The sequence below is a fragment of the Streptomyces sp. P1-3 genome, from assembly GCF_050613155.1.
In the GTDB taxonomy this organism is placed as follows: Bacteria; Actinomycetota; Actinomycetes; order Streptomycetales; family Streptomycetaceae; genus Streptomyces.
The window spans coordinates 1484662-1511041 of record NZ_CP192512.1; the positions used below are offsets into that span (position 1 = coordinate 1484662).

Annotated in this window: 24 protein-coding genes; 7 read left to right on the plus strand and 17 right to left on the minus strand. The window is 70.5% G+C overall.

Features of this window, described 5'->3' with window-relative positions:
- Positions 1-104: 104 nt before the first annotated feature.
- Positions 105-332, minus strand: a complete 228-nt coding sequence (locus ACQUSR_RS06345; protein ID WP_431041557.1) for a phosphopantetheine-binding protein — start codon at positions 330-332, stop codon at positions 105-107.
- Positions 329-1927 (minus strand): amino acid adenylation domain-containing protein, encoded by a 1599-nt coding sequence (locus ACQUSR_RS06350; protein WP_431041558.1) that lies wholly within the window; start codon positions 1925-1927, stop codon positions 329-331. Before ACQUSR_RS06350 ends, ACQUSR_RS06345 begins: the two co-directional genes overlap by 4 nt.
- A gap of 341 nt (positions 1928-2268) precedes the next feature.
- On the opposite strand from ACQUSR_RS06350, the gene ACQUSR_RS06355 reads away from it, so the two are divergent.
- Together ACQUSR_RS06355 and ACQUSR_RS06360 are read left to right on the plus strand one after the other, a co-directional pair.
- Positions 2269-3489, plus strand: coding sequence for a cytochrome P450 family protein (locus ACQUSR_RS06355; protein ID WP_431041559.1), 1221 nt, complete (start codon positions 2269-2271; stop codon positions 3487-3489).
- Between the two features lie 508 nt (positions 3490-3997).
- Positions 3998-5743 carry a BTAD domain-containing putative transcriptional regulator gene (locus tag ACQUSR_RS06360; protein WP_431041560.1) on the plus strand — a complete coding sequence of 582 codons (1746 nt, stop codon included), beginning with the start codon at positions 3998-4000 and terminating at the stop codon, positions 5741-5743.
- A 3-nt stretch (positions 5744-5746) separates the two neighbouring features.
- Here the strand turns inward: ACQUSR_RS06360 and ACQUSR_RS06365 are convergent, their stop codons facing one another.
- From ACQUSR_RS06365 to ACQUSR_RS06375, 3 genes are read right to left on the minus strand one after another with little or no spacing between them, the layout of a single operon-like run.
- Positions 5747-6484 carry a thioesterase II family protein gene (locus ACQUSR_RS06365; RefSeq protein ID WP_431041561.1) on the minus strand — a complete coding sequence of 246 codons (738 nt, stop codon included), beginning with the start codon at positions 6482-6484 and terminating at the stop codon, positions 5747-5749.
- Complete coding sequence (locus ACQUSR_RS06370; RefSeq protein WP_431041562.1) at positions 6481-7728, minus strand: cytochrome P450; 1248 nt, start codon at positions 7726-7728, stop codon at positions 6481-6483. Before ACQUSR_RS06370 ends, ACQUSR_RS06365 begins: the two co-directional genes overlap by 4 nt.
- Positions 7725-8696: an alpha/beta fold hydrolase gene (locus ACQUSR_RS06375; RefSeq protein WP_431041563.1), complete on the minus strand. Its 972-nt coding sequence runs from the start codon at positions 8694-8696 to the stop codon at positions 7725-7727. Before ACQUSR_RS06375 ends, ACQUSR_RS06370 begins: the two co-directional genes overlap by 4 nt.
- A 124-nt stretch (positions 8697-8820) precedes the next feature.
- On the opposite strand from ACQUSR_RS06375, the gene ACQUSR_RS06380 reads away from it, so the two are divergent.
- Positions 8821-9069, plus strand: a complete 249-nt coding sequence (locus ACQUSR_RS06380) for a hypothetical protein (protein WP_431041564.1) — start codon at positions 8821-8823, stop codon at positions 9067-9069.
- Positions 9070-9218: 149 nt separating this feature from the next.
- Positions 9219-9950, plus strand: coding sequence for an LmbU family transcriptional regulator (locus ACQUSR_RS06385; RefSeq protein ID WP_431041565.1), 732 nt, complete (start codon positions 9219-9221; stop codon positions 9948-9950).
- A 59-nt stretch (positions 9951-10009) separates the two neighbouring features.
- Here ACQUSR_RS06385 and ACQUSR_RS06390 read toward each other — a convergent pair whose 3' ends face one another.
- From ACQUSR_RS06390 to allB, 10 genes are all read right to left on the minus strand, one after another.
- Entirely contained in the window at positions 10010-10585 is a 576-nt protein-coding gene (locus tag ACQUSR_RS06390) for a hypothetical protein (RefSeq protein WP_431041566.1), read from the minus strand.
- Positions 10582-11703 (minus strand): ROK family glucokinase, encoded by a 1122-nt coding sequence (locus ACQUSR_RS06395; protein WP_431041567.1) that lies wholly within the window; start codon positions 11701-11703, stop codon positions 10582-10584. The genes ACQUSR_RS06390 and ACQUSR_RS06395 overlap by 4 nt, the downstream gene beginning before the upstream one ends.
- A gap of 191 nt (positions 11704-11894) precedes the next feature.
- Positions 11895-12746: an ATP-binding cassette domain-containing protein gene (locus ACQUSR_RS06400; protein ID WP_431041568.1), complete on the minus strand. Its 852-nt coding sequence runs from the start codon at positions 12744-12746 to the stop codon at positions 11895-11897.
- Positions 12713-13768 carry an ABC transporter permease gene (locus ACQUSR_RS06405; RefSeq protein ID WP_431041569.1) on the minus strand — a complete coding sequence of 352 codons (1056 nt, stop codon included), beginning with the start codon at positions 13766-13768 and terminating at the stop codon, positions 12713-12715. The genes ACQUSR_RS06400 and ACQUSR_RS06405 overlap by 34 nt, the downstream gene beginning before the upstream one ends.
- A complete protein-coding gene (locus ACQUSR_RS06410) occupies positions 13765-14775 on the minus strand; it encodes a sugar ABC transporter substrate-binding protein (protein ID WP_431041570.1) in 1011 nt (336 codons plus the stop codon). The genes ACQUSR_RS06405 and ACQUSR_RS06410 overlap by 4 nt, the downstream gene beginning before the upstream one ends.
- 197 nt (positions 14776-14972) lie before the next feature.
- Positions 14973-15692, minus strand: coding sequence for a GntR family transcriptional regulator (locus ACQUSR_RS06415; protein ID WP_431047414.1), 720 nt, complete (start codon positions 15690-15692; stop codon positions 14973-14975).
- 186 nt (positions 15693-15878) lie between these two features.
- Positions 15879-16730 (minus strand): transporter substrate-binding domain-containing protein, encoded by an 852-nt coding sequence (locus tag ACQUSR_RS06420; protein ID WP_431041571.1) that lies wholly within the window; start codon positions 16728-16730, stop codon positions 15879-15881.
- A 103-nt stretch (positions 16731-16833) separates the two neighbouring features.
- Positions 16834-17274 (minus strand): ribonuclease domain-containing protein, encoded by a 441-nt coding sequence (locus ACQUSR_RS06425; RefSeq protein ID WP_431041572.1) that lies wholly within the window; start codon positions 17272-17274, stop codon positions 16834-16836.
- 495 nt (positions 17275-17769) lie between these two features.
- Positions 17770-18888, minus strand: coding sequence for an allantoicase (gene alc, locus ACQUSR_RS06430; RefSeq protein WP_431041573.1), 1119 nt, complete (start codon positions 18886-18888; stop codon positions 17770-17772).
- A gap of 3 nt (positions 18889-18891) precedes the next feature.
- A complete protein-coding gene (allB, locus tag ACQUSR_RS06435) occupies positions 18892-20226 on the minus strand; it encodes an allantoinase AllB (RefSeq protein WP_431041574.1) in 1335 nt (444 codons plus the stop codon).
- A 386-nt stretch (positions 20227-20612) separates the two neighbouring features.
- Here allB and ACQUSR_RS06440 point away from each other — a divergent pair, with 386 nt between their 5' ends.
- Positions 20613-21404, plus strand: a complete 792-nt coding sequence (locus ACQUSR_RS06440) for an IclR family transcriptional regulator (protein ID WP_431041575.1) — start codon at positions 20613-20615, stop codon at positions 21402-21404.
- 399 nt (positions 21405-21803) lie between these two features.
- Here the strand turns inward: ACQUSR_RS06440 and ACQUSR_RS06445 are convergent, their stop codons facing one another.
- Positions 21804-22130: a DUF5955 family protein gene (locus tag ACQUSR_RS06445; RefSeq protein ID WP_431047416.1), complete on the minus strand. Its 327-nt coding sequence runs from the start codon at positions 22128-22130 to the stop codon at positions 21804-21806.
- A gap of 286 nt (positions 22131-22416) precedes the next feature.
- Here ACQUSR_RS06445 and ACQUSR_RS06450 point away from each other — a divergent pair, with 286 nt between their 5' ends.
- Both ACQUSR_RS06450 and aceB read left to right on the plus strand, forming a co-directional pair.
- On the plus strand, positions 22417-23049 hold the full coding sequence (locus tag ACQUSR_RS06450; RefSeq protein ID WP_431041576.1) for a nucleotidyltransferase family protein: 633 nt from the start codon (positions 22417-22419) through the stop codon (positions 23047-23049).
- Between the two features lie 205 nt (positions 23050-23254).
- Positions 23255-24880: a malate synthase A gene (gene aceB, locus ACQUSR_RS06455; protein WP_431041577.1), complete on the plus strand. Its 1626-nt coding sequence runs from the start codon at positions 23255-23257 to the stop codon at positions 24878-24880.
- Here aceB and ACQUSR_RS06460 read toward each other — a convergent pair.
- The gene (locus ACQUSR_RS06460; RefSeq protein ID WP_431041578.1) at positions 24862-26250 is read right to left on the minus strand and encodes a nucleobase:cation symporter-2 family protein; all 1389 of its coding nucleotides are present in this window, start codon (positions 26248-26250) and stop codon (positions 24862-24864) included. The genes aceB and ACQUSR_RS06460 overlap by 19 nt on opposite strands.
- Positions 26251-26380: the final 130 nt, after the last annotated feature.

Here is a 26380-nt window from a genome sequence, read left to right on the forward strand (position 1 = left end):
TCGACACGAATCAACTCACCGGCCGCGGCATGTGCGCGGCGGCGGGCTGAAATCCAAGAAAGTCACGTACGAATTCGGCTAACCCCATGGCGTTCGCATCGGGGTCAGGAGTCGGCGCCCAGCGACTCGAGATGCGCGGAGATCGACGCCACTGTCGGATTCAGGAACAGCTGGTCCATCGGGACCTCCACGCCCAGTTCCTCGACGAGGGCGCTCTGGATCCGCGCCATGGCGATCGAGTGGCCGCCGAGGGCGAAGAAGTCGTCATCCGACGCTATGCCGTCGAGTCTGAGCTCCCGGCACCAGATGGCGCGAACCTTGTCGGCGATCATCGCAGTCCTCCTGGTCGACGTTCGGGGTTGGCCGGCCGGGCTTCGCCGCCCACCTGGCGCACCGGCTGCCGCACGCGTTCGGCGAGCGCCGTGCGATCCACTTTTCCGTTGTGGCTCAAGGGAATCTCGGGAAGTTTGATGACCTCGGCCGGAACCATGTTCCGCGGCAGCGCCTCGAGGAGGCCGGCACGGACGTCGCTCTCGTCGAGCTCCGCCTCCTTCGGGACGACGAAGGCGATCAGTTCGACGTCGCCGGAGTCGACGCGCCTGGTCACCACGGCACCCTCCCGCACCCCGTCGAGCCTGCCGAGGGCGCGTTCCACGTCGGCCGGGTCGATGCGCATGCCGCGGACCTTCACTTGTGCGTCCATCCGGCCGAGGACGACGAGTTCTCCGGCCTGCGTCACGTAGCCGCGGTCGCCCGTGCGGTACAACCGGCACGGCGCGCCGTCGCGCATCACCGTCGTGAACCGCTCGGACTCGGGGCCCGTGCCGTTGAGGTAGCCGGCGCCGACGCTGATCCCCGATATGCAGATCTCTCCGTGTTCTCCCGTCCCGACGTCCCGCAACTCTTCATCGAGGATGTGGATTTCGGTGTTGTAGACGGGCTTGCCGACCGGAACCACGCCTTGTTCCCCGGCCCTGCGGTCAGCGAGGTCGTACGACGAGGCGACGTCCGTGCACTCGGCGACGCCGTACTGGTGCAGCAGTGTGCACGTGTTCCCTTCGCGTCTCGCCCACTGCGCCACGCGCTCGAAGGACAGCGGCTCGCCTCCGAAGAACACGTAGTCCAGGGCGGCGAGCGCCTCACCCCCGCGCGCCGTCTCCCAGTCGACGAGCAGGTACAGCGCGCTCGTCGCGCAATGCACCGTGCGGACGCCGTGCTCGTTGAGCATGCGGTAGGCCATCGCGGCGTCGAAGTTCCTGCTCGGCATCAGATGCTGGGTGGCGCCGCAGAACAACGGCATCAGCAGGCTGCGCTGGCTGAGGTCGAATCCGAACGCGCTGACGACCAGGTTGTGCGACCCGTGATGCAGGCCGTACTCGAGCGCCAGCCAGTTCAGCAGGTTGAACCAGCCCTCGTGTCGCGCCGCGGTGACCTTCGGCGTACCGGTCGATCCGGATGTGAAGACCGCGTAGCACAGGTCGTCCCCGGTGACCGGGACGTCGGGATCGGTGGCCACCAGGCTCGCCAACTGGCCGGACCGCTCCTGGAGATCGATGGCCTCGACGGCGGCCGAGTCCACCAGTCCGACCGTTGCCGGAGAGACGACGATCAGGGCGAGGTCAGGGAGCTGCCGCAGCATCAGCTGGAGCCTTGCGGCCGGGTAGGACGGGTCGAGCGGTACGTAGGCCGCGCCGGACTTCAACGTGCCGAGAACGGCGACGGCCATGTCGATCGAGTAGTCGAGGCAGACGCCGACCTTCGCGCCCCGGCTGATTCCCCGCGCAGCGAGGAAATGCGCGAACTGGTTTGCCTTCGCGTTCAGTTCCCCGTAGGTCAGTCGCTGCCCGGCGCAGACGACAGCCGCGCTGTCGGGTGTGCTCCTCGCGTGCTCCTCGAACACCTTGTGGACGATGGGCTCCCGCGGCAAGCCGACACGTTTTCCGTGCAGTGTCATCGACTGGCTCCAGTATGACGAGTATTCGGTCGCTCCGAGGAAGGTAGAAGCGGCCGTCCTCGACATGTCCTCGAAATGACCTCAGAGGGCATGGCTCACGGCTTTGTCTCGCTCGGCGGGACGAACTCCGTTACTGCTGGCCCTATAGGTTTCGACCTGCCAACCTGACGGGCGGCAACCGAAGGGGTTTCACCCTGCAGATCGAGGGGAAGGCGCCTGCACTACATCCCGCCGCAGGAGGCCGTCGCTGCACACCAAGGGAATCCAACTGAGCTTGCCAACCGTTCGACAAGGACGTTAAGGAGACGGCGATTATGTCTGAGCCGATCGTCAGCCTGATGAACCCTGAATTCGCGGACGACCCCGTCGGCGCCTACGCGCGCCTGCGGGAGAAGTCTCCGCTCGTCCGCATCGGGCATCCCGGCGGGCCGCCGGTATGGCTGATCACGCGATGTGAAGACGTCAAAGCGGCGTTGAGCGACCCGCGGCTCGTAGTGGATTACAGCAGTGTGCCGGGCCATCAAGGTCGCAGCTTGGTGGACGAAATGGTCGAGGCCGCCAATCTGCCGGACGACTTCCGGGACTACGCGGGCAACATGATGTACCAGGACGGCAAGGAACACGCCCGGCTGCGCCGCCTCGTGACGCCCGCGCTCACCGTCCGGCGCATCAAGGCACTGCGGCCGCGCATGGAGAAGACTTCCGCGCGGCTCATCGACGCCTTGGCTCAGAAGGGATCCGGCGACCTCATCGAGGAGTACTCCTCGCCGTTGACCGGCACCGTCATCTGCGAACTCATCGGCATCGACGAGGCCGATCAGCCGCAGATGCGGGAGTGGATGCACGACTACGCCAACGGTGACCAGGCTGCGAGCGCCCAGGGCATGGTCGAGTACACCAAGAAGCTCATCGAGCGGCGCCGGGCCGCGCCCACGGATGACATGATCTCCACCCTGGTGCAGACGAGCGACGAGGACGGTGACCGGCTCAGCGAAGCTGAGATCATCGGGCTGGTGCTCCTCCTGGTGATCGCCGGGCATCACTCCACGGCTCACTTCATTCCGAACGCGGTTGTCGCACTCTTCGACCATCCGGACCAACTGGCCCTGTTGCGCGCCAAGCCGGAAGCTCTGCCGCACGCCATAGACGAGTTGCTGCGGATCGCGAACCCCCTCCCCATCGCCGCCCCCCGGTACGCGACCGAGGACTTGGAGTTCGCCGGGGTGTCGATCTGCAAGGGCGAGGCCCTGACCGGCTCCTTTCAGTCCGCGAATTACGACCCGCGCGTCTTCCCCGAGCCCGAACGGTTCAATGTGGAGCGTGTGATGAAGCGCGGGGAAGGCCACCTCAGTTTCGGCGCGGGCCCGCACTACTGCATCGGCGCGGCGCTCGCCCGCCTCGAAGGCGAGATAGCCCTCGATCACCTGTTGCTCAAGCGCGACAGTCTGGAAATCACCGTGAGCCGTGACGACTTGAGTTACACCGACATCAGTCTCGGCCTTCGGATGCTCGCCGAACTTCCGGTGCGCTTGTGAGGAGCTGACCGGCGGCACATAAGGGCGGCCCTCGAACGCGACGCGTTCGGGGGCCGCCCTTATGTGTACGTGACCCTGACAAAATGCACCCACCCGGCGAGGCGCCTACCGGGGCATAAGGAGCAATCGCCCCAATCGAATGCCCTCTCAGAACTGCACGGCGTCCCGCCGGGCAGGAGGCCGGGTCCCGCCAGGGCGTCCGCGTGTCCCGCTAGCGAGACATCGCACACGGCATCTATTGCCCGGACCATGCATCGCTGTCCATACTCGGGAATCGCCCAACACCGCAAGTGCCGCTGCAACAGCGCACTTTCCGGAACTTCGGCACTGCGGCAGGAATTGCACGCGTGACAGGCGGAGGCGATATTCGGACATGGCTGATCTGTTGAGTCGATGCCGGAAACCCAGCACCAGCACAGGTGAATTCGTCGACTTCCGCTTGCTCGGCCCGCTGGAGGTACGGGTCGCCGGTCACCAGCGGAGCCTTCCGGGAAACCGCTCGAGGACCGTGCTCGCGTGCCTGCTCGTCGCCGAGGGCGAGGTCATGTCGGTCGCTAGGCTCGTCGACGCCGTGTGGGGACCGACGCCACCGGCGACGGCCGAGAAGCAGATCAAGAACAGCATCTCCGATCTGCGTAAACAGCTCTCCGGGGCGGGGGTCGACGTGGAGACCGTTCCGCCCGGTTACCGCCTGCGGATCCGCTGCGGTGAGACCGACCTGCAGACGTTCCGGCGTCGGATCGCCCTCGCGAGGGAGCACGTGGCGCGAGGGGGGCGTAAGGCGGAAGCCATCGTCGAGTACCGAAACGCGTTGACGCTGTGCTGCGGCCAGGTGCTCAGCAACGTCCACAGCGAGTTCATCGACAGCGTCGCGGCGACTTTCAGCGAAGAACAGCTGGTCGCCTACGAGGAGTGCATCGAACTGGAGCTCGACAGCGGCCGGCACCGCATGCTGGTCGCCGAACTCATGGAGCTGGTCGAGGCGAACCCGCACCGCGAAGGGCTCGTCTGCTGCCTCATGCGCGCGTTGGCCGAGTTGGGCGAGCGTGCCCGGGCGCTCGCCGTCTACGACCGGGCCCGCCAGGTCCTCAGCGAGGAGTTCCACACCGAGCCGGGGTCCCGGCTGCGCGGGCTGTGCGCGCGCATCAGGGTGAACGAGCTGGCGCCGCGACCGGAGGGCCTGCCGCACGGCCCGTCCACCCTCCCTCCCGATGTGCCCCACCTCGTCGGCCGGGCCGCCGAGCTCGGCGCGATCGTCGCGGCGGCACGCACGGCCACGTCCGCGCGGTCCGCGCACGGTGGCACTGTGGTGATCGACGGCATGCCGGGTGTCGGTAAGACCGCGCTCACCATCCGGGCCGCGCGTGAACTCGCCAGCGACTACCGGGACGCGCAGCTGTTCCTCGACATGGGAGCGCACACCGGCGACGGCGCGTCGATGAGCCCCACCACCGCGCTCGGGCACCTGCTCGTCGCACTCGGCATCCCCAGCCAGGAGATCCCGGCCGGTCTCCAGGAACGCGCCGCGCTCTGGCGGGCGAGCCTGCGCACTCGCCGTGCGGTGATCGTCCTGGACGACGTCGCCAGCAGCGCGCAGGTCCGGCCGTTGCTGCCGGACGGGGCCAACTGCCTGGTGCTGATCAGCAGCAGGCATCGGCTCGCCGGTCTCGACGGGGTCCGAACCGTCTCGCTCGACGTGCTCTCCGTCGAGCAGGGGCGGTCGCTGTTCTCGCGGGCGCTCGGTGATGCGCGCTCCGAGGGGGAGCCGGCCGAGGCGAGGGCGGTCGTCCGGCTCTGCGGTGGACTGCCGCTCGCGATCCTGATCGCCGCTGCGCGGCTTCGCCACCGTCCCAACTGGACAGTGGCCGACCTGGCCGGCCGGCTGTCCGACGGCGATGGCCTGCTGGACGAACTCTGCGCGGAGGACCGCAGCGTCGCGTCCCGGCTGCTGTCGTCGTACCAGCGACTGGCACCGGAGCTCCAGCGGTTCTTCAGGTCACTCGGCCAGACGCGCACCGAGCGGATCGACGTCGCGGAAGCCGCCGCGCTCGCCGGCATCTCGGGCAGTCGCGCCGAACAGGGGCTCGAGGCGCTCGCCGATCGGCACTTCGTCGAGCCGACCGTGCCCGGGATCTACCGGATGCACGGCTTGGTGCGGGCGTGCTCCCAGGCCCTGGCCGGCCGCACCCTCACGCGGGTGCGGCCCGTCGAGCCGGTCGAGCGGTACGCGGATGACCGCGGCGGCGTGGCGTAGGCGCTAGTGCCAGCCTGTCAGCAGCTTCGTCAGTTCGTCCGGTGCGTCGAGGAAGTCGTAATGTCCCCCCTCGACGACCCGGACGTCGACCGAATCGGAGTACTGGTGCCACCCCTCGAGCTGGTCGAGATCCACCTCGGGGTCGTCCCGCCAGTGCAGCACGACGATCTCGCACGGCAACACCACCGGTTCCGGCCGGTGGTAGGCGCCGGTGGCCTCGAGATCTCGGCGCAGCACGGCCATGCCCATGTCGATCATGTCCGGCTTCGGCGCGTGCCCCCGGCTCCGGGTGACCCCTTCCAGTTCCGCGCGCAGCTCGGCCTCGGTCATGGTGAGCATCCGGTCGTACGGGCAGTCGTGCGGTGCCACCTGCCCGGACACGAAGAGGCAGTCCGGGGTGGGCAGGCCGAGCTCGTCGAGCAGCGCCGCGGTCTCGAACGCCGGCAGCGCACCCGCGCAATGGCCGAAGAACGCGAACGGCCGGTCGAGTTGCGGCACCAGCGGTTCGATCAGGCCGGCGGCGAGCTCCTGATACGTGCCGTAGTGAGGTTCGGCCATCCGGCTCTCGCGGCCGGGGAACTGCAGCGGGCAGACCTCGACGTCGTCGATCACGGCGGGCCACGCGTGGAAGCTCGAGGCTCCGACCCCGGAATAGGGGAAGCAGAACATCCGGGCGGGATGTTCGGTGGACGGCTGCCGGACGAACCACGGGGACCTGTTGCTGGCGGAGCCGGAGATCATGGTTTCGCTCGCTTCCGGGTGACGATGGGCAGGTGGGTCATGCCCGCGATGAAGATCGACCTCAGGTGCTGCGGTTCGCCGTCGAGCTCGACCGACGAGAACATCCGGAACAGCTCTTCGAAGAAGATGCGGGCGGTCATCCGGGCCAGCGGGGCCCCGATGCAGTAGTGCGGCCCGAACCCGAACGCCACATGGCGGTTCTCTCCCCGCGTCACGTCGAACTCGTGCGGATCGGCGAACTGGGACTCGTCGCGGTTGGCCGACCCGATCCACGCGACGACGGCGTCACCGGCGCGGACCGTGCCCCCGCCGATCCGGGTGTCGGCCGTCGCGTACCGCATGAAGTTGCACGCCGCCGATGTCCAGCGCAGCCCCTCCTCTACCAGCGACGGGGTCAACGAAGGGTCGGCTTGGGCCTTGTCGAACTGCTCGGGTCGCTCGATGAGCGTGAGCACCGTGCCGGAGAGGGTGTGCGGCGTCGTCGCGTTGGCGCCCAGCAGCAGGCTGTAGGCGTCGTAGGCGATTTCCTCGTCGTTCAGCGGCGCTCGCCCCGCGTGGGCGGACATCAGGTGGTCGAAGAGGCTTTCCGCCTCACCCCCCGTGGCTCGCCGCTGCCGGATGTGTTCACCGAGGTACTGGAAGATCTCGTGGTGCGCGATGGTCAGCGTCGCCGTCTGGGTGCCGAGCCGGAACTCCGGGTCCGTGGGGGCGGTCACCATGCCCGTCAGCCGCACGAGGTCGTCCCAGTCCCGCTCCGGTATCCCGAGCAGGGCGCCCGCGACGATCATCGGGAGGCGGTACGCCCCCTCGGCCAGGTCCCACCGGCCACCGTCGAGCGCCGGTTCGAGGAAACCCACGATGGCCCGCCGGATCCGGTCCTCCCAGGACGCCACCGCCCGCGCTGTGAGCCGGCCGCTGATCGACCGGCGGACCTCGGTGTGGCGCGGCGGATCGGTGGACGTCATCAGCAGGCCCGAGGCGATGTCGTCATGCCCCAGCTGGGTCACGACGGTGCCGCGTTCCGAGGTGAACACCCGGTGGTCGCCGAGGACCCGGCAGACGTCCTCGTACCGGGTCACCGACCAGAACGCCCGGCCGTCCGGCAGGACCTGGTGGTGCAGGGGCGCCTCGGTCCGCATGACGTTCCAGATCGCGTGCGGATCACCCAAGGCGAAGAGTTCCGGGTCGAACAGGTCGACGTGGTCGAGATCGACCGCGTGCTCGGGCCCCGCGGTGAGCCTCACAGCGTGGCCCTCTCCTTCTCGATCAGTCCGGCGACCCCGGTCGGCGTCTGCGCCAGGTAGAAGGCGCGTACGGAGAGTTCGACGCCGTAGATCTCCCGCATCTGGTCGATGATCTTCATCCCGGCCAGCGAATTGCCGCCGAGTTCGAAGAAGTCGTCGTCCACCCCGACCTCGCCACCGCCGAGGTTCTTCCGCCACAGCGCCGCTATCTCCTGCTCCAGCGATGTCGGCGGACTCGTCGGCGTGGCCCGTGTTCGCAGCGGCGAGCTGGGCTCGGGCGTCCCGGCGCGGAGCCGCTGCGTGATCGCCTCGACCACCGGCGCCGGATCCTCGGTCAGGTAGTGGTGCTTCCCGCGGAACACCTGAACGTCGAGCTTCTCGGCCGTCGCGTCGCGCCAGGTCTCCAGGTCCTGCGGCGCACAGGTGTGGTCGCCTGCACCACCGAACGCGGTGATCGGCGCGTGCAGCGGCTCCAGGCGCGTCGGCCGGTAGCGGTCCGCCATCCGCAGGTCGGCCCGCAGGGGCGGCAGGATGATCGGCCACAACCTGGGGGTGTTGAGCGCCTCCAGGTCCCGGCCGCCGAGCTGCCGGATGGCGGCGATCAGGTCCTCGTCGCCGAGTCGGTGGTCTTCCTCGCCGTGCTTGCGGTGCGGTGCTTCCCGCGCCGACACGAAGACGTGCTGGAGGGCATGACCGGTGTCCCGCTCCAGGCGCACGGCGATCTCGTAGGCGATGGCCGAACCCACGCTGTGGCCGAAGAGCGCGACCGGCCGGTCGGGCAACTCGCCGAGTTCGGCCGCCACGCGGTCGGCGACCTCCGCCAGGTCTTCGACGTGCGGTTCGGTCAACCGGTCCTGACGACCGGGGTACTGCACGCTGATCAGCTCGACATCCGCGGGCAACAGCGGGTGCCACGCGGCGAACATCCCGGCTGTCCCGCCTGCGTGCGGCAGGCAGACGAGCGTCATGGCCGGCTGTTCATCATGCTGATATCGCCGCAGCCACGATCCCATTTCCAGCCCTCTTCCCTCGTCCGGTGTTTGGCACTGTCGGCCGCACCGAAAGTACGTCGGGCCGTCCTCCGATCGTCACTTGACCATCATCGACGAGCGAAACGTGCCGGTGGCCCTCGCCGCGACGCGAACGACGGAGCGCTACCAGGCGGATTTCGACGGGCGTCCCGTCAACGGGACAGACCCTGCTGACGAACAGTTGACGAACAGTTCCGGTACGGGGCGCTTGCGACCTACGACTGTTACCCCATTGCATTTGCTATTCCTGCTGGTCAAGCGCCCTTGGGGTGCAGCGGCCACCCGAATGAGCTGTTCGGTGACCATATGAGTGAGCGAGGCCCGAATATGTGGGTTGTGGTCAGGGTGCTCCGCTGGTTAGCGTACGCGAAGATCGGCGTGGTGATGACAGGGGTACGGATCAGCACGCCCGCATGCGCCAGGGGCTGGCTTGAACTGACCCAATAGGAGATATGCGACATGACTTCCAGCGAACTCCAATTACCGCTAGAGGCATTCGGCGCGAAAAAGATGTCGCCGCTCAGCCGTCTGGCCGTCCATGGTTCGCTGAGAAAAATGGGCATCACCTTTCCCCAGGGCATGACCCGGCAATCGTGGGAAGCTATCGGAAATCAGCTGAAAGACGTATCCATTTCATCTGTCTGGTGGCTCGCGGACTGGATGATCTACGGCGAGAGCTCGTACGGTTCGCAGTACCGCGAGGCGATCGAGCGGACCGGGCTCGACTACAAAACGCTCCGCAACTACGCCTGGGTGGCCAGGAGGTTCGAGCACCACCGGCGGCGCGAGGCGCTCAGCTTCGCGCACCACGCGGAGGTGGCTCGGCTGCCCACCCCGGAACAGGACTACTGGCTGCGCAAGGCCGAGCAGCAGGCATGGTCCCGCAACGAACTGCGGAAGCAGGTCCGGGCCAGCATCGCCGAGCGCGAGAGCATCCCGGTTCCGCCGCCGAACGCCGCGAACAGGCAGTCCACCGACCAGCAGCCGGTTCCGGCGGACGAAATCGCACCCGCCAACCGGGGGACGACGATAGAGATCGACCTGCCGGTCAACGAGTTCGACCAGATCACCAGGATCGCGGAATCCTTCGGCCTGAGCCGCAACGACTGGGCCGCCCGAGTGCTGCAGTCCGTCGTCCGGACGCTGGCCGAGACGAAGGCGGGAGCCGACGCGCCCGCGCCCGCGCCTTAGACGGCGTCCCGGCCCAACAGCAGGCCGCCCCCGTCAGGGGGTGATGGTAGAGGGCCCCGTCAGGGGGTGATGGTGGAGGCCACGTACACCATGCGGTGCCGGGGGTCGCGGTACTCGACGACCACGTCCACCGTCGGCTGGGGGTCCTTCTGGTCGACCGTGAGGCCCGACCAGCCGTCGCCGGGGTCCAGCCGCCAGCCCGCGGCCTTCTCATCCTCCTCGCTGATGGTGATGTTGCCGTCGGTGAGCGCCCGCGAGCTGGTGTTCAGGGTGTCCTTGAGATAGCGGTCGAGGCCCTCCGGGGAGGTGAGGAACTGCACGTACATCACGCTGGTCTTCCAGCTGTTCGTCTCGTAGTACGCCACGTCCCGCGACCACGGCGGGATCCACACGTCGTAGATGCGCCGCTGGACCTTGCTGGGCCAGTCTTCGGTCAGCCCGGTCGCGGAGGCGCTCTGCTCCTTCTCCTCGCCGCTGTCCCGGCTCTGCAGCGCGGAGATGACGAGATAGCCCGCGGGGATGGTGATCAGCAGGAAGACCACGATCGCCGTGAGCCAGCGGCGCTGCGGGCGGGGGCGCTCCCCGGGACCCGGCTCGCTCCGGTCGGGCCGCTCGGACTCGGCGTCCTCGGTCATCCGCGGCCCGCCTGTGCGTAGCGCTCGTACCGCTCGACGCGGCGCCGGGTGGCACGCCGGAAGCGGCGGGCGACCAGCCGGGCCAGGTCGGCGGCGCCGACCATGCCGGCCTCGGGGCCGAGCTGGGCCTTGACGATGCGGGCCTCGGGCCGGTAGCCGCGGCCGGTGAGGTGGCGGCGGAAGGCGTTGCGGGCGGGGCCGATCAGCAGGTCGTCGGCGGCGCTGACGCCGCCGCCGATGACGAAGCAGGACGGGTCGAGGGCGGCGGCGAGGTTGGCGATGCCGACGCCGAGCCACTCGCCGATGTCCTGGAGGAGTTCGACGCACATGGCGTCGCCCTCGCGGGCCAGCTCGGTGATGAGCGGGCCGGTGATGTCCGGGATGTGGCCGCCGACGCGGTCGATGATGCCGTACGCGACGGGGGACTCGGCGGCGGCCAGTTCGCGGGCCTCGCGGACCAGGGCGTTGCCGGAGCTGTACTGCTCCCAGCAGCCGCGGTTGCCGCACGGGCAGCGGTGGCCGCCGGGGACGACCTGCATGTGGCCGAACTCGCCGGCGACGCCGTACTTGCCGCGCTTGACCTGGCCGTCCTCCAGGATGGCGCCGCCGATGCCGGTGCCGAGGGTGATCATGACCAGGTGGTCCTCGCCACGTCCGGCGCCGAACCGCCACTCCGCCCAGGCGGCGGTGTTGGCGTCGTTGTCGACCATGACGGGGACGGCGAGGCGCTGGGCGATCCGGTCCCGCAGCGGTTCGTTGCGCCAGGACAGGTGCGGCGCGAACAGGATGCGGTTGCGGTCGGCGTCGACCCAGCCGGCCGCGCCGATGCCGACGGCGTGTACGTCGTGCCGGTCGGACAGGTCCAGCACCAGGTCGACGATGACGTCCTCGACGACCTTGGGGCTCTTGGACTTGTCGGGGGTCTCCGTGCGGACCTTCTCCAGAATGTTGCCGTCGGCGTCGACGACACCGGCGGCGACTTTGGTGCCGCCGATGTCGATGCCGACGGTCGGCACCCGGGGGGCGGTCAGGTGCGACCGGCGCTCGCGGGTGCCGACGGTGCGCAGCACGGTGGCCCGGGCCGAGCCCCGGTGCACGCGTTCGCGATACATGCTCATCGGCTGCACCTCTTCGCGGGTGCGGTGTCTGGGTCGCGTTCGCTGCGGGTGCGTGCTCGCAAGAGTCGTCGTCCCTGCGGAGGTCTCGGGAGGCCGGAGCCTCTGGTCACGGTTTGCTGCGGGCGCGGCCCGCCGTGGCCGATTGTGCCTCACCGGCGGTATGTCGCGCATAACGGCCCCGGCGGGGGCCTTCAGTCCCTGGCGGCCGGGCCCGGCAGGTCGGGGGCGGGCGTGCGGGCCAGCTCGTGGCTGAGCTGCTCCAGCTCGCTGCCGCCGGCCATCTGGCGGGTCAGCTCCTCCAGGGCGATCTCCGACTTCGCGTGGCTGCCGGCCATGGTGCCGCGCTTGAGCAGCACGAAGCGGTCGCCGACGAGGTAGGCGTGGTGCGGGTTGTGGGTGATCAGGACGACGCCCAGACCCGCGTCGCGGGCGGCGGCGACGTACTTGAGCACCACGCCGGACTGCTTGACGCCCAGCGCCGCGGTCGGCTCGTCCAGGACCAGGACCTTGGCGCCGAAGTAGACGGCGCGGGCGATGGCCACGCACTGCCGCTCGCCGCCGGACAGGGTGCCGATGGGCTGGTCCACGTCGCGCAGGTCGATGCCCATGCGCAGCAGCTCGCCGCGGGTGGTCTCGCGCATCCGCGCCACGTCGAGGCGCTTGAAGGGCCCGCGGCCCTTGGTGGGCTCCGAGCCGAGGAAGAAGTTGCGCCACACCGGCATCAGCGGGACGACGGCGAGGTCCTGGTAGACGGTGGCGATCCCGCGGTCCAGGGCCTCGCGCGGCGAGCCGAGCCGGGTCTCCTCGCCCTCGACGGCGAAGGTGCCCGCGTCGTGCTGGTGCAGCCCGGCGATGATCTTGATGAGGGTGGACTTGCCGGCGCCGTTGTCGCCGAGCACGCAGGTGATCTCCCCGGCGTGCACTTCGAGGGAGACGTCCTGGAGCGCCTTGACGTTGCCGTAGAACTTGCTGACCTCGGCGAGTTCGACCAGGGGGGTGCGTTCCGTGCTCACTTGCTTGCCTCCGACCGCTTGCGGACCCACGCGTTCAGCAGCACGGCGAGCAGCAGCATCGCCCCGAGGAACAGCTTGAACCAGTCCGCGCTCCACTGCGCGTACACGATGCCCTTGTTGGTCATACCGAAGATGAACGCCCCGACGGCGGCACCGATGGCCGAGCCGTAGCCGCCGGTCATCAGGCAGCCGCCGATGACGGCCGCGATGATGTACAGGAACTCGTTGCCGACGCCCTCACCCGACTGCACCTCGTCGTACGACATCAGCAGGTGCATCCCGGCGATCCACGCGCAGAACGCCACCGCCATGTACAGGCCGATCTTGGTGCGGTTCACCGGTACGCCGACCGCACGGGCCGCGTCGGCGCCGCCGCCCGCCGCGAAGATCCAGTTGCCCATACGGGTGCGCAGCAGGATCCACGTGGCCACCGCCACCAGGCCGAACCACCACAGGATGGTGACGTTGAGCTCCACGTCGCCGATGGTCAGGTGCGAGGCGAAGACCTTGCGGGCGGAGGAGAAGCCCTCCATGTCGCCGATGATCTTGGTGGAGACGGTGCCGCTGATGAGCTTCGTGAAGCCGAGGTTGGCACCCGTCAGCATCAGGAAGGTGCCCAGCGTGACGATGAAGCTCGGCAGCTTGGTGCGGGTGAGCAGGAAGCCGTTGAGGAAGCCGATGGCAAGGGTGGCCAGCAGGGAGACCCCGACGCCGACCCAGACGTTGGCCGTCATCTGGTACGAGAACATCGACGCGGTCAGCGCGGACGAGGTGACCATCACCCCCGCCGACAGGTCGAACTCGCCGCCGATCATCAGCAGCGCGACCGGCACCGCCATGATCCCGAGGGTCGAGGACGCGTACAGCACCGTGCTGAAGCTGGACCACTGAAGAAAGGCGTCGGCGACGACGGAGAAGAAGACGAACACGGCGACGGCGCCGACGACGGCGCCCAGCTCGGGCCGGCCGAGCAGCCGCCGGGCCGCGGAGCGGTGCATCAGCCGCTCGTCGCCGGTCTTCTCCGGGGCCGCGGTCGGGGCGGCGGCGCTCATCGGGTGCCCCGCTTGGTGAAGTCCGCGAGGTCGGCGGCGTCGTCCTTGGTGATGATCTGCGGGCCGGTGAGGACCGGGCGGCCGCCGCCGAGGACGTCGGCGTTGTAGCGGTACAGCCACAGCAGGTCGACGGCCTCGTAGCCCTGGAGGTACGGCTGCTGGTCGACGGCGAAGCCGAGCTTGCCGTCCTGGAGGCCCGCGGCGACCTTGGCGTTCAGGTCGAAGGTGTCGATCTCGGCGTCGCTGCCCGCCTGGTCGGCGGCCTTGGCCGCGGTGTCCGCGAAGGGCGCGCCGAGGGTGACGACGGCGTCGATGCCCTTGTCGGCCTGGAGCTTGGCCTCGATGGAGGACTGGACGTCGGGCATGTTGGTGCCTTCGACGTAGAGCTTCTCCAGCTTGCCCGTGAAGGTCTTCTCAGTGCCGTCGCAGCGCTGCTCGTGGCCGACGTTGCCCTGCTCGTGGAGCACGCACAGGGCCTTCTTCTTGCCCCGCTTGTTGAGCTCCTCGCCGACCGCCTCGCCCGCGATGGACTCGTCCTGGCCGATGTGGGCGAGGGCGCCGAACTCCTTGGACTGCTCGGACCCGGAGTTGACCGTGATCACGGGGATGCCCGCCTTGCGGGCCTTCTTGAGCACGTCCTTCATGGCGTTGGGCTTGGCGAGGGAGACGATCAGCCCGTCGACGTCCTGGTCGATGTAGGACTGCACGAGCTGGGCCTGCTGCTGGCCCTCCTCGTGGTGGCCGTAGACGAACTTGATGTTGTCCTTGCGGGCCGCCTCCTCGGCGCCGCTCTGGACGATGTCCCAGAACGTGTCGCCGTCACCGGAGTGCGTGACCATGGCGATGGTCCAGCGGGGGGTGCTCACCGCTGCCTGCCCCTTGGCCTGGGCCGCCCGCTCCTCCGCGCGCTTGCCACCGGTGCTGCTGCACCCCGCCAGGGCGGTCGCGCCGAGCACCGCTGCCATCACGGCGGTTATCGCTCGTACACCTGTCCGAAGCTTTGCCACGAAGTCTCGCCCTTCTCAGTGTCCACCAGGGTGCGGCCGGTGCCGACGAGCGGCACACGGCGCCCAAGTATCCGTCACCGCGTCTTCGGACGCCCAGCGGGTCCCCTGGCAGGTACCGGACAGATCATTCCGCGGCGGTCTCGGGACCGCGGGAGCGCCCCCGGGCGCACCAGCCGCCTCGGAGGCGCACGACCGACTCAGGGCCGTACGAGCAGCTGGAACTCGAAGGCGTAGCGCGAGGCGCGGTAGACGTGCGAGCCGAACTCGACCGCCCGCCCGGTGTCGTCGAAGGTCGTCCGCTCCATGGTCAGCAGCGGCGCGCCCGCCGGCTCACCGAGCCGCTCCCCCTCCTCGGCGGTCGCGGCGCGCGCGCCGACGGTCTGCCGGGCGCTGTGCAGGGTGATCCCGGCCGCGCGCATCAGCCGGTAGAGCCCGGTCTCCTCCAGAGCCGCGCCGTCCAGCTTGAGCAGCCCGGCGGGCAGGTGGTTCCGCAGATGGGCCATGGGCTCCCCGTGGGCGAGCCGCAGCCGCTCGATCAGTACGACCTCGGTGCCCTCGGCGACGCCGAGGGCGGCGGCGACCTCGGCGGACGCGGGCTCGGTGGTGTTGACCAGGACGCGGGTGGCAGGGCGCTGACCTGCGGCTTCGAGGTCGTCGTAGAGGCTGCTGAGCTCCAGCGGACGCTTGACCTTGCTGTGCACCACCTGCGTACCGACACCGCGGCGGCGCACCAGCAGGCCCTTGTCGACGAGCGTCTGGATCGCCTGGCGGACGGTGGGGCGGGACAGCCCGAGCCGTCCGGCCAGCTCGATCTCGTTGCCGAGCAGGCTGCCGGGAGCCAGCCGTCCTTGCTCGATCGCCGCTTCGAGCTGCTGGGAGAGCTGGAAGTAGAGCGGGACGGGGCTGGTGCGGTCCACGATGAACTGGACCGGTTCCGGTGCCGCCGGTGAGTCGGTTCCCCTCGTTGCTGCCACGGGGGTGAGCGTAACCGGCCGCGTACATGACGCAAAGCCGTGACGTCAGATTGTCCTGACAAAATGCGGACATTCAGCGCCACCCGACCCCGCGGGGACGGGCCAGTTACCCGACCCCGCGAGGACGGGTCACTTCATCCACTCGTCCTGGTACTTGGCATACGTGCCGTCACGGGTGGCCAGGTGCACCCACTGGTCGACGTAGTTCCGGAACTCCTCGTCGCCGCGCGGCAGGGCGTACGCCTTCTCCGAGAAGGTGAACGGCCGGTCCGGGTGGACCGCGCACAGCTCCGGGTGGATCTTGGACTGGTAGCGGGTCTCGCTGGCGTCCGTCATCATCACGTCGGCGCGGCCCGCGATGATCTCCTCGAAGATCGTGGTGTTGTCGGGGTGGACGGTCAGGGTGGCCCGCCTGACGTGGGCGCGGACGAACTGCTCGTTGGTGCCGCCGGGGTTGACGATCACCCGCACGCCCGGTTGGTCGATCTGCTCCAGGGTGCGGTACTTCTCCTTGTCCACGCACCGGACGATGGGCGTCTTGCCGTCGGTGAGGTACGGCTCACTGAAGTACGTCTTGCGGGCCCGGGGCAGGGTCACCGACACCCCGCCCATGGCGATGTCGCACCGCCCCGCGGCCAGGTCGTCCACCAGCCTCGCCCACGTGGTGGCCGTGAACGCGGGTTCGGCGTCCAGGCTCCTCGCCAGGTCGGCCGCCATGTCGATGTCGATGCCGCGGTACGCGCCGGTCGCCGGGTCGCGATGGGTGAAGGGGCGGTAGTCCCCGGTGGTGCACACGCGCAGCACACCGCGCGCGGGCACCGCGTCCAGCAGCGTGGCGTGCTTGCCGTGCGCCGCGGTACGGGGCGCGGTGGCGCCGGACGCCGCGGTACGGGGCCCTCCGGCGCCAGAGGCCAGGGCCGAGCCGGCGGCGGTCGCGGCGAGCACGGCGGCGAGGGCGGACAGCGTGGCGGCACGTCTCACGGCATCTCCTTGAGGGGAGGACGGAACCCGGCGGCGCGCCCGCGGGACTGCGGCCGCTGCCGGGCGGAGGCAGCGGCCGCAGTGTATGGGGGGTGGCGGTCCGTCAGCAGGAGCGGTCGACCAGGTCGAAGGTCCTGTAGTGGTCGGCGGTGTAGTAGTCCTCGCTCGTACGCTCACCGGTGACGATCCGGCGCGCGCCGCGGTTGTCGGAGCCGGGCGTGATCACCGTGTACTCCTTGTAGTAGCCGCTGCTCTGCGTCGGGAGCACGCCCTCCCGGTTCTGGAAGACCGTCCCGTCCTGCGGGAACGGGAACGGCCCGTCGGACGCGATCAGGTCGAGGGTGTCGTGGGCCTGGGCCGGCAGCTTGGAGTAGCAGATGTCGCCGACAGCGGCGGCCTGGAACGGCGCGGCGGCCGTGGCGGTGGTCTGCCACCCGGCCTGCTGCGCGGCGGGGGTGGCCGCGACGGCGGGTCCGGCGAGGAGCAGGGTCGAGGCGAGCGCGCCGAGGGCGCCGATACGGGCAATCCGTGGGGGGATTCTCATGCCCACCAGCATGACGCGCGTAGACGGTGACATGTCAACGCCAAAGGGTCAGTGTTTCCCCGGAGTTCACAAGATCCCCCCTGTCGCGCGCGTGAAGTGACGAGGCGTTCACCGGATGTTGACCGTGGGGATCCACCGCGTGCGGCGTGGGCGGGCGCGTCGTGGACTTCGGCTTCGCGCCGGCGATGGTGGCGCGCGCCTGCGGCGCGGTGCTCCGGTATCCGAACCCCATGGGGGTCCCGGAGCCCGCGCCGCGGCCGGACTGACGGGCGCCACCGCGAAGGCGGGCCGCCGACCTGGCGTGGGTGCGGTCGGCGGCCCTTCCGTCAGCCGTTCTGGAGGGCCGGGGCCTTGGAGGCCGTCAGCCGTCTGAAGCCGTGGGACTCAGAGGCCGTCAGCCGTCTGAAGCTGTGAAGCTCATAGGCCGTCAGCCGGCCCGGATCCGGGCCTCTACGCGTCGTCAGACCGCTGGACGAGGCCACGGCTCACGGGCCGTCAGCCGCCGAGTTCCCGGTGCCGGGCGGCGAGTCGTGCCGCGCCGTCGGAGGTCAGGGCGCCGTGCAGCCGCAGCCTGGAGATTCCGCCGTCCGGGAAGATGTCGATACGGACGTGCGTGCCGATCGCGGGCGTCGCGAGGACGAAGCGGTGGTTGGTGTCCGGCTGGAGCCGGGTGCGAGGCAGGACCTCTACCCATTCGCCGTCGTCGCCGTCGCGGACCGACAGCGCCGCCCAGCCCGCCGCGTTGCCCTTGAGGTAGGCGGTGTCGATCTCGACGGCGTGGATCTCGGACTGCGCGGCCAGCCGGTAGCGGATCCAGTCGTTGCCCTTGTCGCGGCGGCGCCGGGTCTCCCAGCCGTCGTCCATCTTCCGGGAGCGGCCCGGCTGGATGGTGTTGGTGGCCGGCGAGTAGAAGAGGTTGGAGGCGTCCTCGACCTGGCCGCCGTTCTCCAGGGCGGCCACGTCGAAGGTGCCGAGCGCGGCGAGCCACGCCGGGTCCGGTACGACCTCCCCGTACACCCGCAGCCGCGCGACGCCGCCGTCGGGGTGCTGGTTGAGCCGCAGGTGGGTGAAGCGCTGTTCGGCCTCGACGGCGAAGCCGTTGGCCGCGTGGCCGCCGACCGCGGTGCGCGGCACGAGGGTCGTCCACTTCACGTCCGGCGCCAGCAGCTCCTCCGGGGACGGGGAGCCGGGGACGGAGGCGGCCTCGACGCTGACCGCCTGCGGGTAGTTGCCGCGGAAGTGGGCGGTGTCCACCACGACGCCGCGGATGACGCCGGGCGCGCCGAGGCGGACCAGCGCCCAGTCGTGGTCCTCGTCGGTGGGGTGCGGGTGGTCCGCGTCGGCGCCGCGCCGCCGCCGGGTCTCCCAGCCGTCCATGATCTTGCCCTTGTGCCCGAACGACTCCGGGTCGAAGTGGGCGGGCTCGGGCAGCAGGAGGTTCTCCCGCTGAGCGAAGAACTCGTCGTTGGCGGCGATGACGCCCGCACCGAGTCGGCGGTCCGCGAGGTCCACGAGGTGGGCGAACGGGAAGTCGGCGGTGCGGTAGTCGGCATACGGGTCGCCCCCGCCGTACGGGTTGGCGTCTCCGGTGAAGGAAGGTATCGCGGCGGTCATGCCTTAGGGCCTTTCGAGGAGTCGGCCGGTGGGTTCGGTGGTGACGCCGTGGTCGGCGATCTTCCGGCCGCGCAGCCAGGTGGACCGTACGACGCCGTACAGGGTCTTCCCGGCGTACGCGGTGACGGGGTTGCGGTGCAGGAGCGCGGCGGCGTCCACGGTGAAGGTCTCGTCGGGGGCGAGCACGGCGAAGTCGGCGTCCCGCCCGGCCTCGATCGCGCCCTTGGTGCCCAGGCCGACGAGGGCGGCCGGGGCGGTGGCCATCCAGCGGACCACCCCTTCGAGGCTGCGGCCGCGCCGCCGGGCCTCGGTCCATACGGCGGGCAGGCCGAGTTGGAGGGAGGCGATGCCGCCCCACGCCTGCCCGAAGTCGCCGACCTTGAGGTCCGCGGTGCACGGCGAGTGGTCGGAGACGACGCAGTCGATCGTGCCGTCGGCCAGGCCGTCCCACAGGGCGTCCTGGTTGGCGGCCTCCCGGATGGGCGGGCAGCACTTGAACTCGGTGGCGCCGTCGGGCACTTCCTCCGCGGTCAGGGTCAGGAAGTGCGGGCAGGTCTCGACGGTGATCCGTACGCCCTCGCGGCGGGCCTCGGCGATCAGCGGCAGGGCGTCGCTGGAGGACAGGTGCAGCACGTGCACGCGGGCGTCCAGTTTGCGGGCCAGGTCGATGAGCCCGGCGATGGCCCGGTCCTCGGCGGCACGCGGGCGGGAGGCCAGGAAGTCGGCGTAGCGCGGGCCCCGGGGCTCCGGGGCGCCGCCGATGAGCTGCGGGTCCTCGGCGTGCACGATGAGCAGCCCGCCGAAGCCCGCGATCTCGGCGAGCGCGGCCTCCAGCTCGGGCGGGCCCAGCGGCGGGAACTCGTCGACGCCGGAGTGGAGCAGGAAGCACTTGAAGCCGAAGACCCCGGCGTCGTGCAGCGGGCGCAGGTCGGGGACGTTGCCGGGGACGGCGCCGCCCCAGAAGCCGACGTCGATGTGGGCCTTGGCCCGGGCGACGGCCCGCTTGGCCGCCAGCCCGTCGGGGGTGGTGGTCGGCGGGATGCTGTTCAGCGGCATGTCGATCAGGGTGGTGATGCCGCCCGCCGCGGCCGCGCGGGTGGCGGAGGCGAAGCCCTCCCACTCGGTGCGCCCGGGGTCGTTGACGTGGACGTGGGTGTCGACGAGGCCGGGGAGGAGCACGTCGTCGCCGAGGTCCTCGATCCGGGCGCCGGCCGGGGCCTCGGCGTCGTACGGCAGGACAGCGGCGATCTTCCCGTCGGCGACGGCCACGGCAGCGGCGCGCGTGCCTTCCGGGGTTGTGACGCGCGTCGAACGCAGCACCAGCTCCACGTCGGACACCTCTCCCTCCCATAAAGTTACCGCTATGTTTCCGCATCGCGGAATTCAACGTTCTGTTGAGAGTTTTCCTTCCGCTTCGGCGCGGAGTCAAGACCCACCCGCCCGGCGCCAGGATGTCGCGACACGGATCCGACCGCGACTCGGAGGATTCCACAAAACGGAAGAGTATTTCCGCGAAGTAGAATGTGGTTCCGTCCACTGGCGCGGTCGATCGTGCCGTGCACGGTCGGCGGGCGCCGCCGCAAACAGGCCGTGACCGGCGATAACCGCACGCCCAAGGCGCTGTGGAGATCGCCGGGGGCGGGTAGGCTGCCCGTTGCCGGTCGGCACCGCGGCGCCCGTCACCGCGCGACGATCGACCCCACCCGTCCCGAAAGGAACGCGACGTGCCGCCGTCCGCCGAGCCCAAGTCCGCCAGCAACAGCTCTGGCGGCGTCCAGTCCCTTGAGCGCGCCTTCGACCTGCTGGAGCGGATGGCCGACGCCGGGGGCGAGGTCGGGCTGAGCGAGCTCTCCGGCAGCAGCGGTCTGCCCCTGCCCACCATCCACCGGCTGATGCGGACGCTGGTGGCCTGCGGGTACGTACGCCAGCAGCCGAACCGGCGCTACGCCCTGGGGCCCCGGCTGATCCGGCTCGGCGAGAGCGCGTCAAGGCTGCTGGGCACCTGGGCCCGCCCGTATCTGGCGCAGCTGGTGGAGGAGACCGGCGAGACCGCGAACATGGCGCTGCTCGACGGCGACGAGGTGGTGTACGTCGCGCAGGTGCCCTCGCGCCACTCGATGCGGATGTTCACCGAGGTGGGGCGGCGGGTGCTGCCGCACTCGACGGGAGTGGGCAAGGCGCTGCTCGCGCACACCCCGCCCGAGGAGGTACGGGCCCTGCTCGCCCGCACCGGCATGCCCGCCGCGACGCAGAAGACCATCACCTCGCCGGACGACTTCCTCGCCGCGCTGGAGCAGGTCCGCGAGGAGGGCTACGCGGTCGACGACAACGAGCAGGAGATGGGCGTGCGCTGCCTGGCGGTCTCCGTGCCCAACTCGCCGACGGCGGCGGCCATCTCGATCTCGGGCCCGGCCGGACGGGTGACGGAGGAGGCCACCGAGGAGATCGTGCCGATCCTCAAGGCGGTCGCGGCCCAGCTGTCGGTGGCGCTCACCGACACGAACGGGAACGCGTAATCGGCGGCCGCGCGCGCCCGGCGGCACGGACGCGCACCCGGCGACCGCGGACGCGGCGGCCGTCGCGGGCCCGGAGCGCGCGCGGAAGCATGACCGCTCGGAGCGCGGGCGCCTGACGGCCTCACCCGGGCCCCGCCCGCGGCCCTGGCCGACCCCGCTCCGTACCGGCGGCTGTCGAGCCCCCGGAGCGCGGACCGCACCGGGCGGCCCGCCGCAGCCCCGGCCAGCCCCGCTCCGTACCGGCAGACGTCGACCCGTTCCGTACCGGCAGGCGTCGGCCCGCTCCGCACCGGCCCACGGCAGCCTGTTCGGTACGGGCCCGCGTCAGCGCCATTCCGTACCGGCCCAACGGCAGCAGCCTGTTCAGTACGAGCCCGCGCCAGCGCCGCCTGTCCCCGGTCAGCCCCGCTCCGTACCCGCCCGCGAGCGCGGCACGTCGCCGAACAGGTCGACCGCCGCCCGCACCGCGCCCAGCGCGGGCGCCAGCGCGCTAACCGACCCGAGCGCGCCCGCCACCAACAGCAGCGACCGGAAGAGCCGGGACGGCTCGGGCGGCGCGCCCGCGCGCGCCATGGCGTCCAGCGCCGCGAGCTCGTCCTCGGCTATGTCCCGGTCCGGCAAGTCGGCCCGGTACGCGGCGAGTTCACGGCGCAGCCGGGCCACCGCCCGGAGCAGCTCCGCCGTTCCCGGGTCCTCGCCGGTGCCGCCCACCCGCATCTGGTCCACGACTGCGGCGCCCTTCATGGCCGGAGCCCCGGGCAGCCGCCCGCGCCCCACACGATCGTCGGACAACACTCGCCTCTCCCCCTCGCGCGCCGTCGCGCGAGACTCCTCGCCCACATCGGCCGCGCCCGTCCGCGGATGACCGGACGCGCGAGGCCCGGATCAGTTAACGCCACTCTCCGCACAGCGCGCCACACGGAGGGCGAAATTCAGGTCTCCGATTTCTTCCGGCTTCCCTCGGAACAGACTGGTTCGGGCACGGGGCGGACGGATGCGGTATGCAGGGGCCATGACACGTACCGAAGGTGACGCCGCCTCACACGACGCGGCGGGCGCGGGCGCCGTGGCCGGGCTGCTGCTGGCGGCCGGCGGCGGGCGGCGGCTGGGCGGCAGGCCCAAGGCGCTGCTGCCGTACCGGGGGCGGCCGCTGGTGGAGCGCGCCGTAGCGGCGCTGCGCGCGGGCGGCTGCGGGCCGGTCCAGGTCGTGCTGGGCGCGGCCGCCGACGAGGTGCGGCAGCGGGCGGAGCTGTCCGGCTGCCTGCTGGCGGAGAACCCCGACTGGGCGTCGGGCATGGGCTCCTCACTGCGTACCGGACTTGCGGCGCTGGCCGGGACCGGGGCGCCGGCGGCCCTGGTGATGCTCGTGGACCAGCCGCGGATCGGGCCGGAGGTGGTGGCCCGGCTGGTGGCCGCGCACCGCGCCGGGGCGGCCCTGGTGGCGGCCACGTACGGCGGGGAGCGCGGCCATCCGGTGCTGTTCGCGCGCGAGCACTGGGCGGGAGTCGCGGCGGCCGCGACCGGGGACCGCGGCGCCCGCGACTTCCTGCGCGCGCACGGGGCGGAACTGACCCTCGTCGAGTGCGCGGACATCGCCGCGCCCGACGACATCGACACACCCGGGGACCTCGCACTCCTGGAGTGAACGAGGTGGCACTCTGAGCCACCCCACCGCCCGTCCCGGCGGAAAAAGATATCTCGACATCAACAAACCATTGAACTTCCACCATGAGGAAATTATTCTCCACTGGTCAGAAGCGCCCTGAGCATCGCTGAACCGTCAGATGGCGTCGGCCACCGCGCCTGAAGAGCAGCGGCACCCCGTGCCATCGCAAAAGGAGTGACAGCCCATGTCCGCACCAGCGCCGTCCCGGCCGGCCGTCGTCGACGCAAGCCCACTGGCACGTCAGGGCGAGGTGCTGACCGGCGAGGCCCTCGCCTTCCTCGCCGAACTCCACCACCGCTTCACCCCGCGCCGCGACGAGCTGCTCGCCCGCCGCGCGGAGCGCCGCGCCGAGATCGCCCGTACGAGCACGCTGGACTTCCTGCCGGAGACCGCGCACATCCGCGAGGACGAGACCTGGCGGGTCGCTCCGGCCCCGCCCGCGCTGAACGACCGCCGGGTGGAGATCACCGGCCCGACGGACCGCAAGATGACCATCAACGCGCTCAACTCGGGCGCGCGGGTCTGGCTCGCCGACTTCGAGGACGCCTCCGCCCCCACCTGGGAGAACGTCATCCTCGGCCAGCTCAACCTGATGGACGCGTACGAGCGGCGGATCGACTTCACCAGCCCCGAGGGGAAGACCTACGCGCTGCGGCCGGCCGACGAACTGGCGACCGTCGTGATGCGGCCGCGCGGCTGGCACCTGGACGAGCGCCACCTCCAGGTCGACGGCCGCGCCCTGCCCGGCGCCCTGGTCGACTTCGGGCTGTACTTCTTCCACAACGCCCAGCGCCTGATCGACCTGGGCAAGGGCCCGTACTTCTACCTGCCCAAGACCGAGTCGTACCTTGAGGCGCGGCTGTGGAACGACATCTTCGTCTTCGCCCAGACCTACGTCGGCATCCCGCAGGGCACCGTCCGCGCCACCGTCCTGATCGAGACCATCACCGCCGCGTACGAGATGGAGGAGATCCTCTACGAGCTGCGCGACCACGCCGCCGGGCTCAACGCGGGCCGCTGGGACTACCTGTTCTCGATCGTGAAGAACTTCCGCGACGGCGGGCCCAAGTTCGTCCTCCCCGACCGCAACGCGGTGACGATGACGGCCCCGTTCATGCGCGCGTACACCGAACTCCTGGTGCGCACCTGCCACAAGCGCGGGGCCCACGCCATCGGCGGCATGGCGGCCTTCATCCCCTCCCGCAAGGATCCCGAGGTCAACAAGGTGGCGTATCAGAAGGTCCGGGCCGACAAGGACCGGGAGGCCGCGGACGGCTTCGACGGCTCCTGGGTGGCGCACCCGGACCTGGTGCCGATCGCCCTGGCCTCCTTCGACGCGGTGCTGGGGAGCAAGCCGAACCAGAAGGACCGGCTGCGGGAGGACGTCCACGTCACCGGCGCCGAGCTGATCGACGTCGCCTCGCTGCACGCCGCGCCGACGTACGAGGGGCTGCGCAACGCCGTCCAGGTCGGCATCCGGTACATCGAGGCGTGGCTGCGCGGGCTCGGCGCGGTCGCCATCTTCAACCTGATGGAGGACGCCGCCACCGCCGAGATCTCCCGGTCGCAGATCTGGCAGTGGATCAACGCGGGCGTCGAGTTCGAGCACGACGGCCGGACCGTGCGCGCCACCGCGGAGCTGGCCCGCGAGGTGGCCGCACGGGAACTGGCCGCCATCCGCGAGGAGATCGGCAAGGAGGCGTTTGCCGCGGGACGCTGGCAGCAGGCCCACGACCTGCTGCTCAAGGTCTCCCTGGACGAGGACTACGCGGACTTCCTCACCCTCCCGGCCTACGAGCTGCTGGGCTGAACCGCTTCCTCGACTGCCGGGCGGGCCGACTCCTGCGGCCCGTCCGGCGTTCGCCGTCCCACGTGGTTGAAGGCGAGGTTCAGTACGACGGCGACGAGGCAGCCGGTGCTGATGCCGGAGTCCAGCACGACCAGCAGGTCGTCGGGGAAGGCGTGGTAGAAGTCCGGGGCGGCGATGGGGATCAGCCCGATGCCCAGTGCCGCGGCCACGATCAGGGCGTTGTCGCCCTTCTCCAGGGCGGCCCCGGCCAGGGTCTGGACCCCGCTGGCGGCCACCGAGCCGAAGAGCACGATGCCCGCGCCGCCGAGCACCGGCAGCGGTACGAGTGAGATCACCGAGGCGGCGACCGGGCACAGGCCGAGCACGACGAGGATCGCGCCGCCGGTCGCGACGACGAAGCGGCTGCGGACCTTGGTCATCGCGACCAGGCCGATGTTCTGGGCGAAGGCGCTGGTGGCGAACCCGTTGAACAGCGGGCTCACGGCGGTGCCCAGGGTGTCGGCGCGCAACCCGCCCTCCAGCGTGCGCTCGTCCGCCGGCCGGTCGACGATCTGACCCAGCGCCAGCATGTCCGCGGTCGACTCGGTCATGCAGACCAGCATCACCACGCACATCGAGATGATCGCCGCGATGTCGAACTGCGGGGCGCCGAAGTGGAAGGGCGTCGGGAAGCCGACGATGTCGGCGTCGCGGATCGCGTCGGTGTGGGTGACCCCGAAGGGTATGGCGATCAGCGTGCCGCCGACGAGGCCGAGCAGGATCGCGATCTGCTGGAGGAAGCCGCGCAGCACCCGGCGCAGCACGAGGACGAGGACCAGGGTGGCGGCGGCCAGGCCGAGGAGCTCGGGGTCTCCGTAGTCGTCGGCGTGCGGGTTGCCGCCCTGCGCCCAGTTGAACGCCACGGGCAGCAGGGAGATGCCGATGAGGGTGATGACGGTGCCGGTGACCAGGGGCGGGAAGAAGCGCACCAGTCGGCAGAAGTAGGGCGCGAGGAGGAAGCCGAGGACTCCGGCGACCATCGTGGCGCCGAAGATGACCGGCATGGCGTCGTGCGGCCCGGCGCCGTTGCCGATGGCGATCATCGGGGTCACGCCCGCGAAGGAGACGCCGTTGACGAAGGGCAGCCGCGCGCCGACCCGCCAGAAGCCGAGGGTCTGGAGCAGCGTGGCGATGCCCGCCGTGAACAGGCTGGCGCCCATGAGGAAGGTGGTCTCGGTGGCCGAGAGCCCGACGGCCGGGCCGATGATCATCGGCGGGGCCACCACGCCCGCGTACATCGCGGCCACATGCTGCAGCCCGCTGGTGAACATCTTGAAGGGGGGAAGAGTCTGATCGACCGGATGCACGCCGATCCTCCTGTCGGGTAACACGTCGCGGCGGACGCGGGTTTCAGGGAGGTGCTGTGGGGGGTGTGCTGGTGGTGCCAGACGCGTGCGGGTGCGCGTACGGGGAAGCGCACGGGTACGGGTCGCGGGTGCGCGTACGGGTGCGCGTACGGAA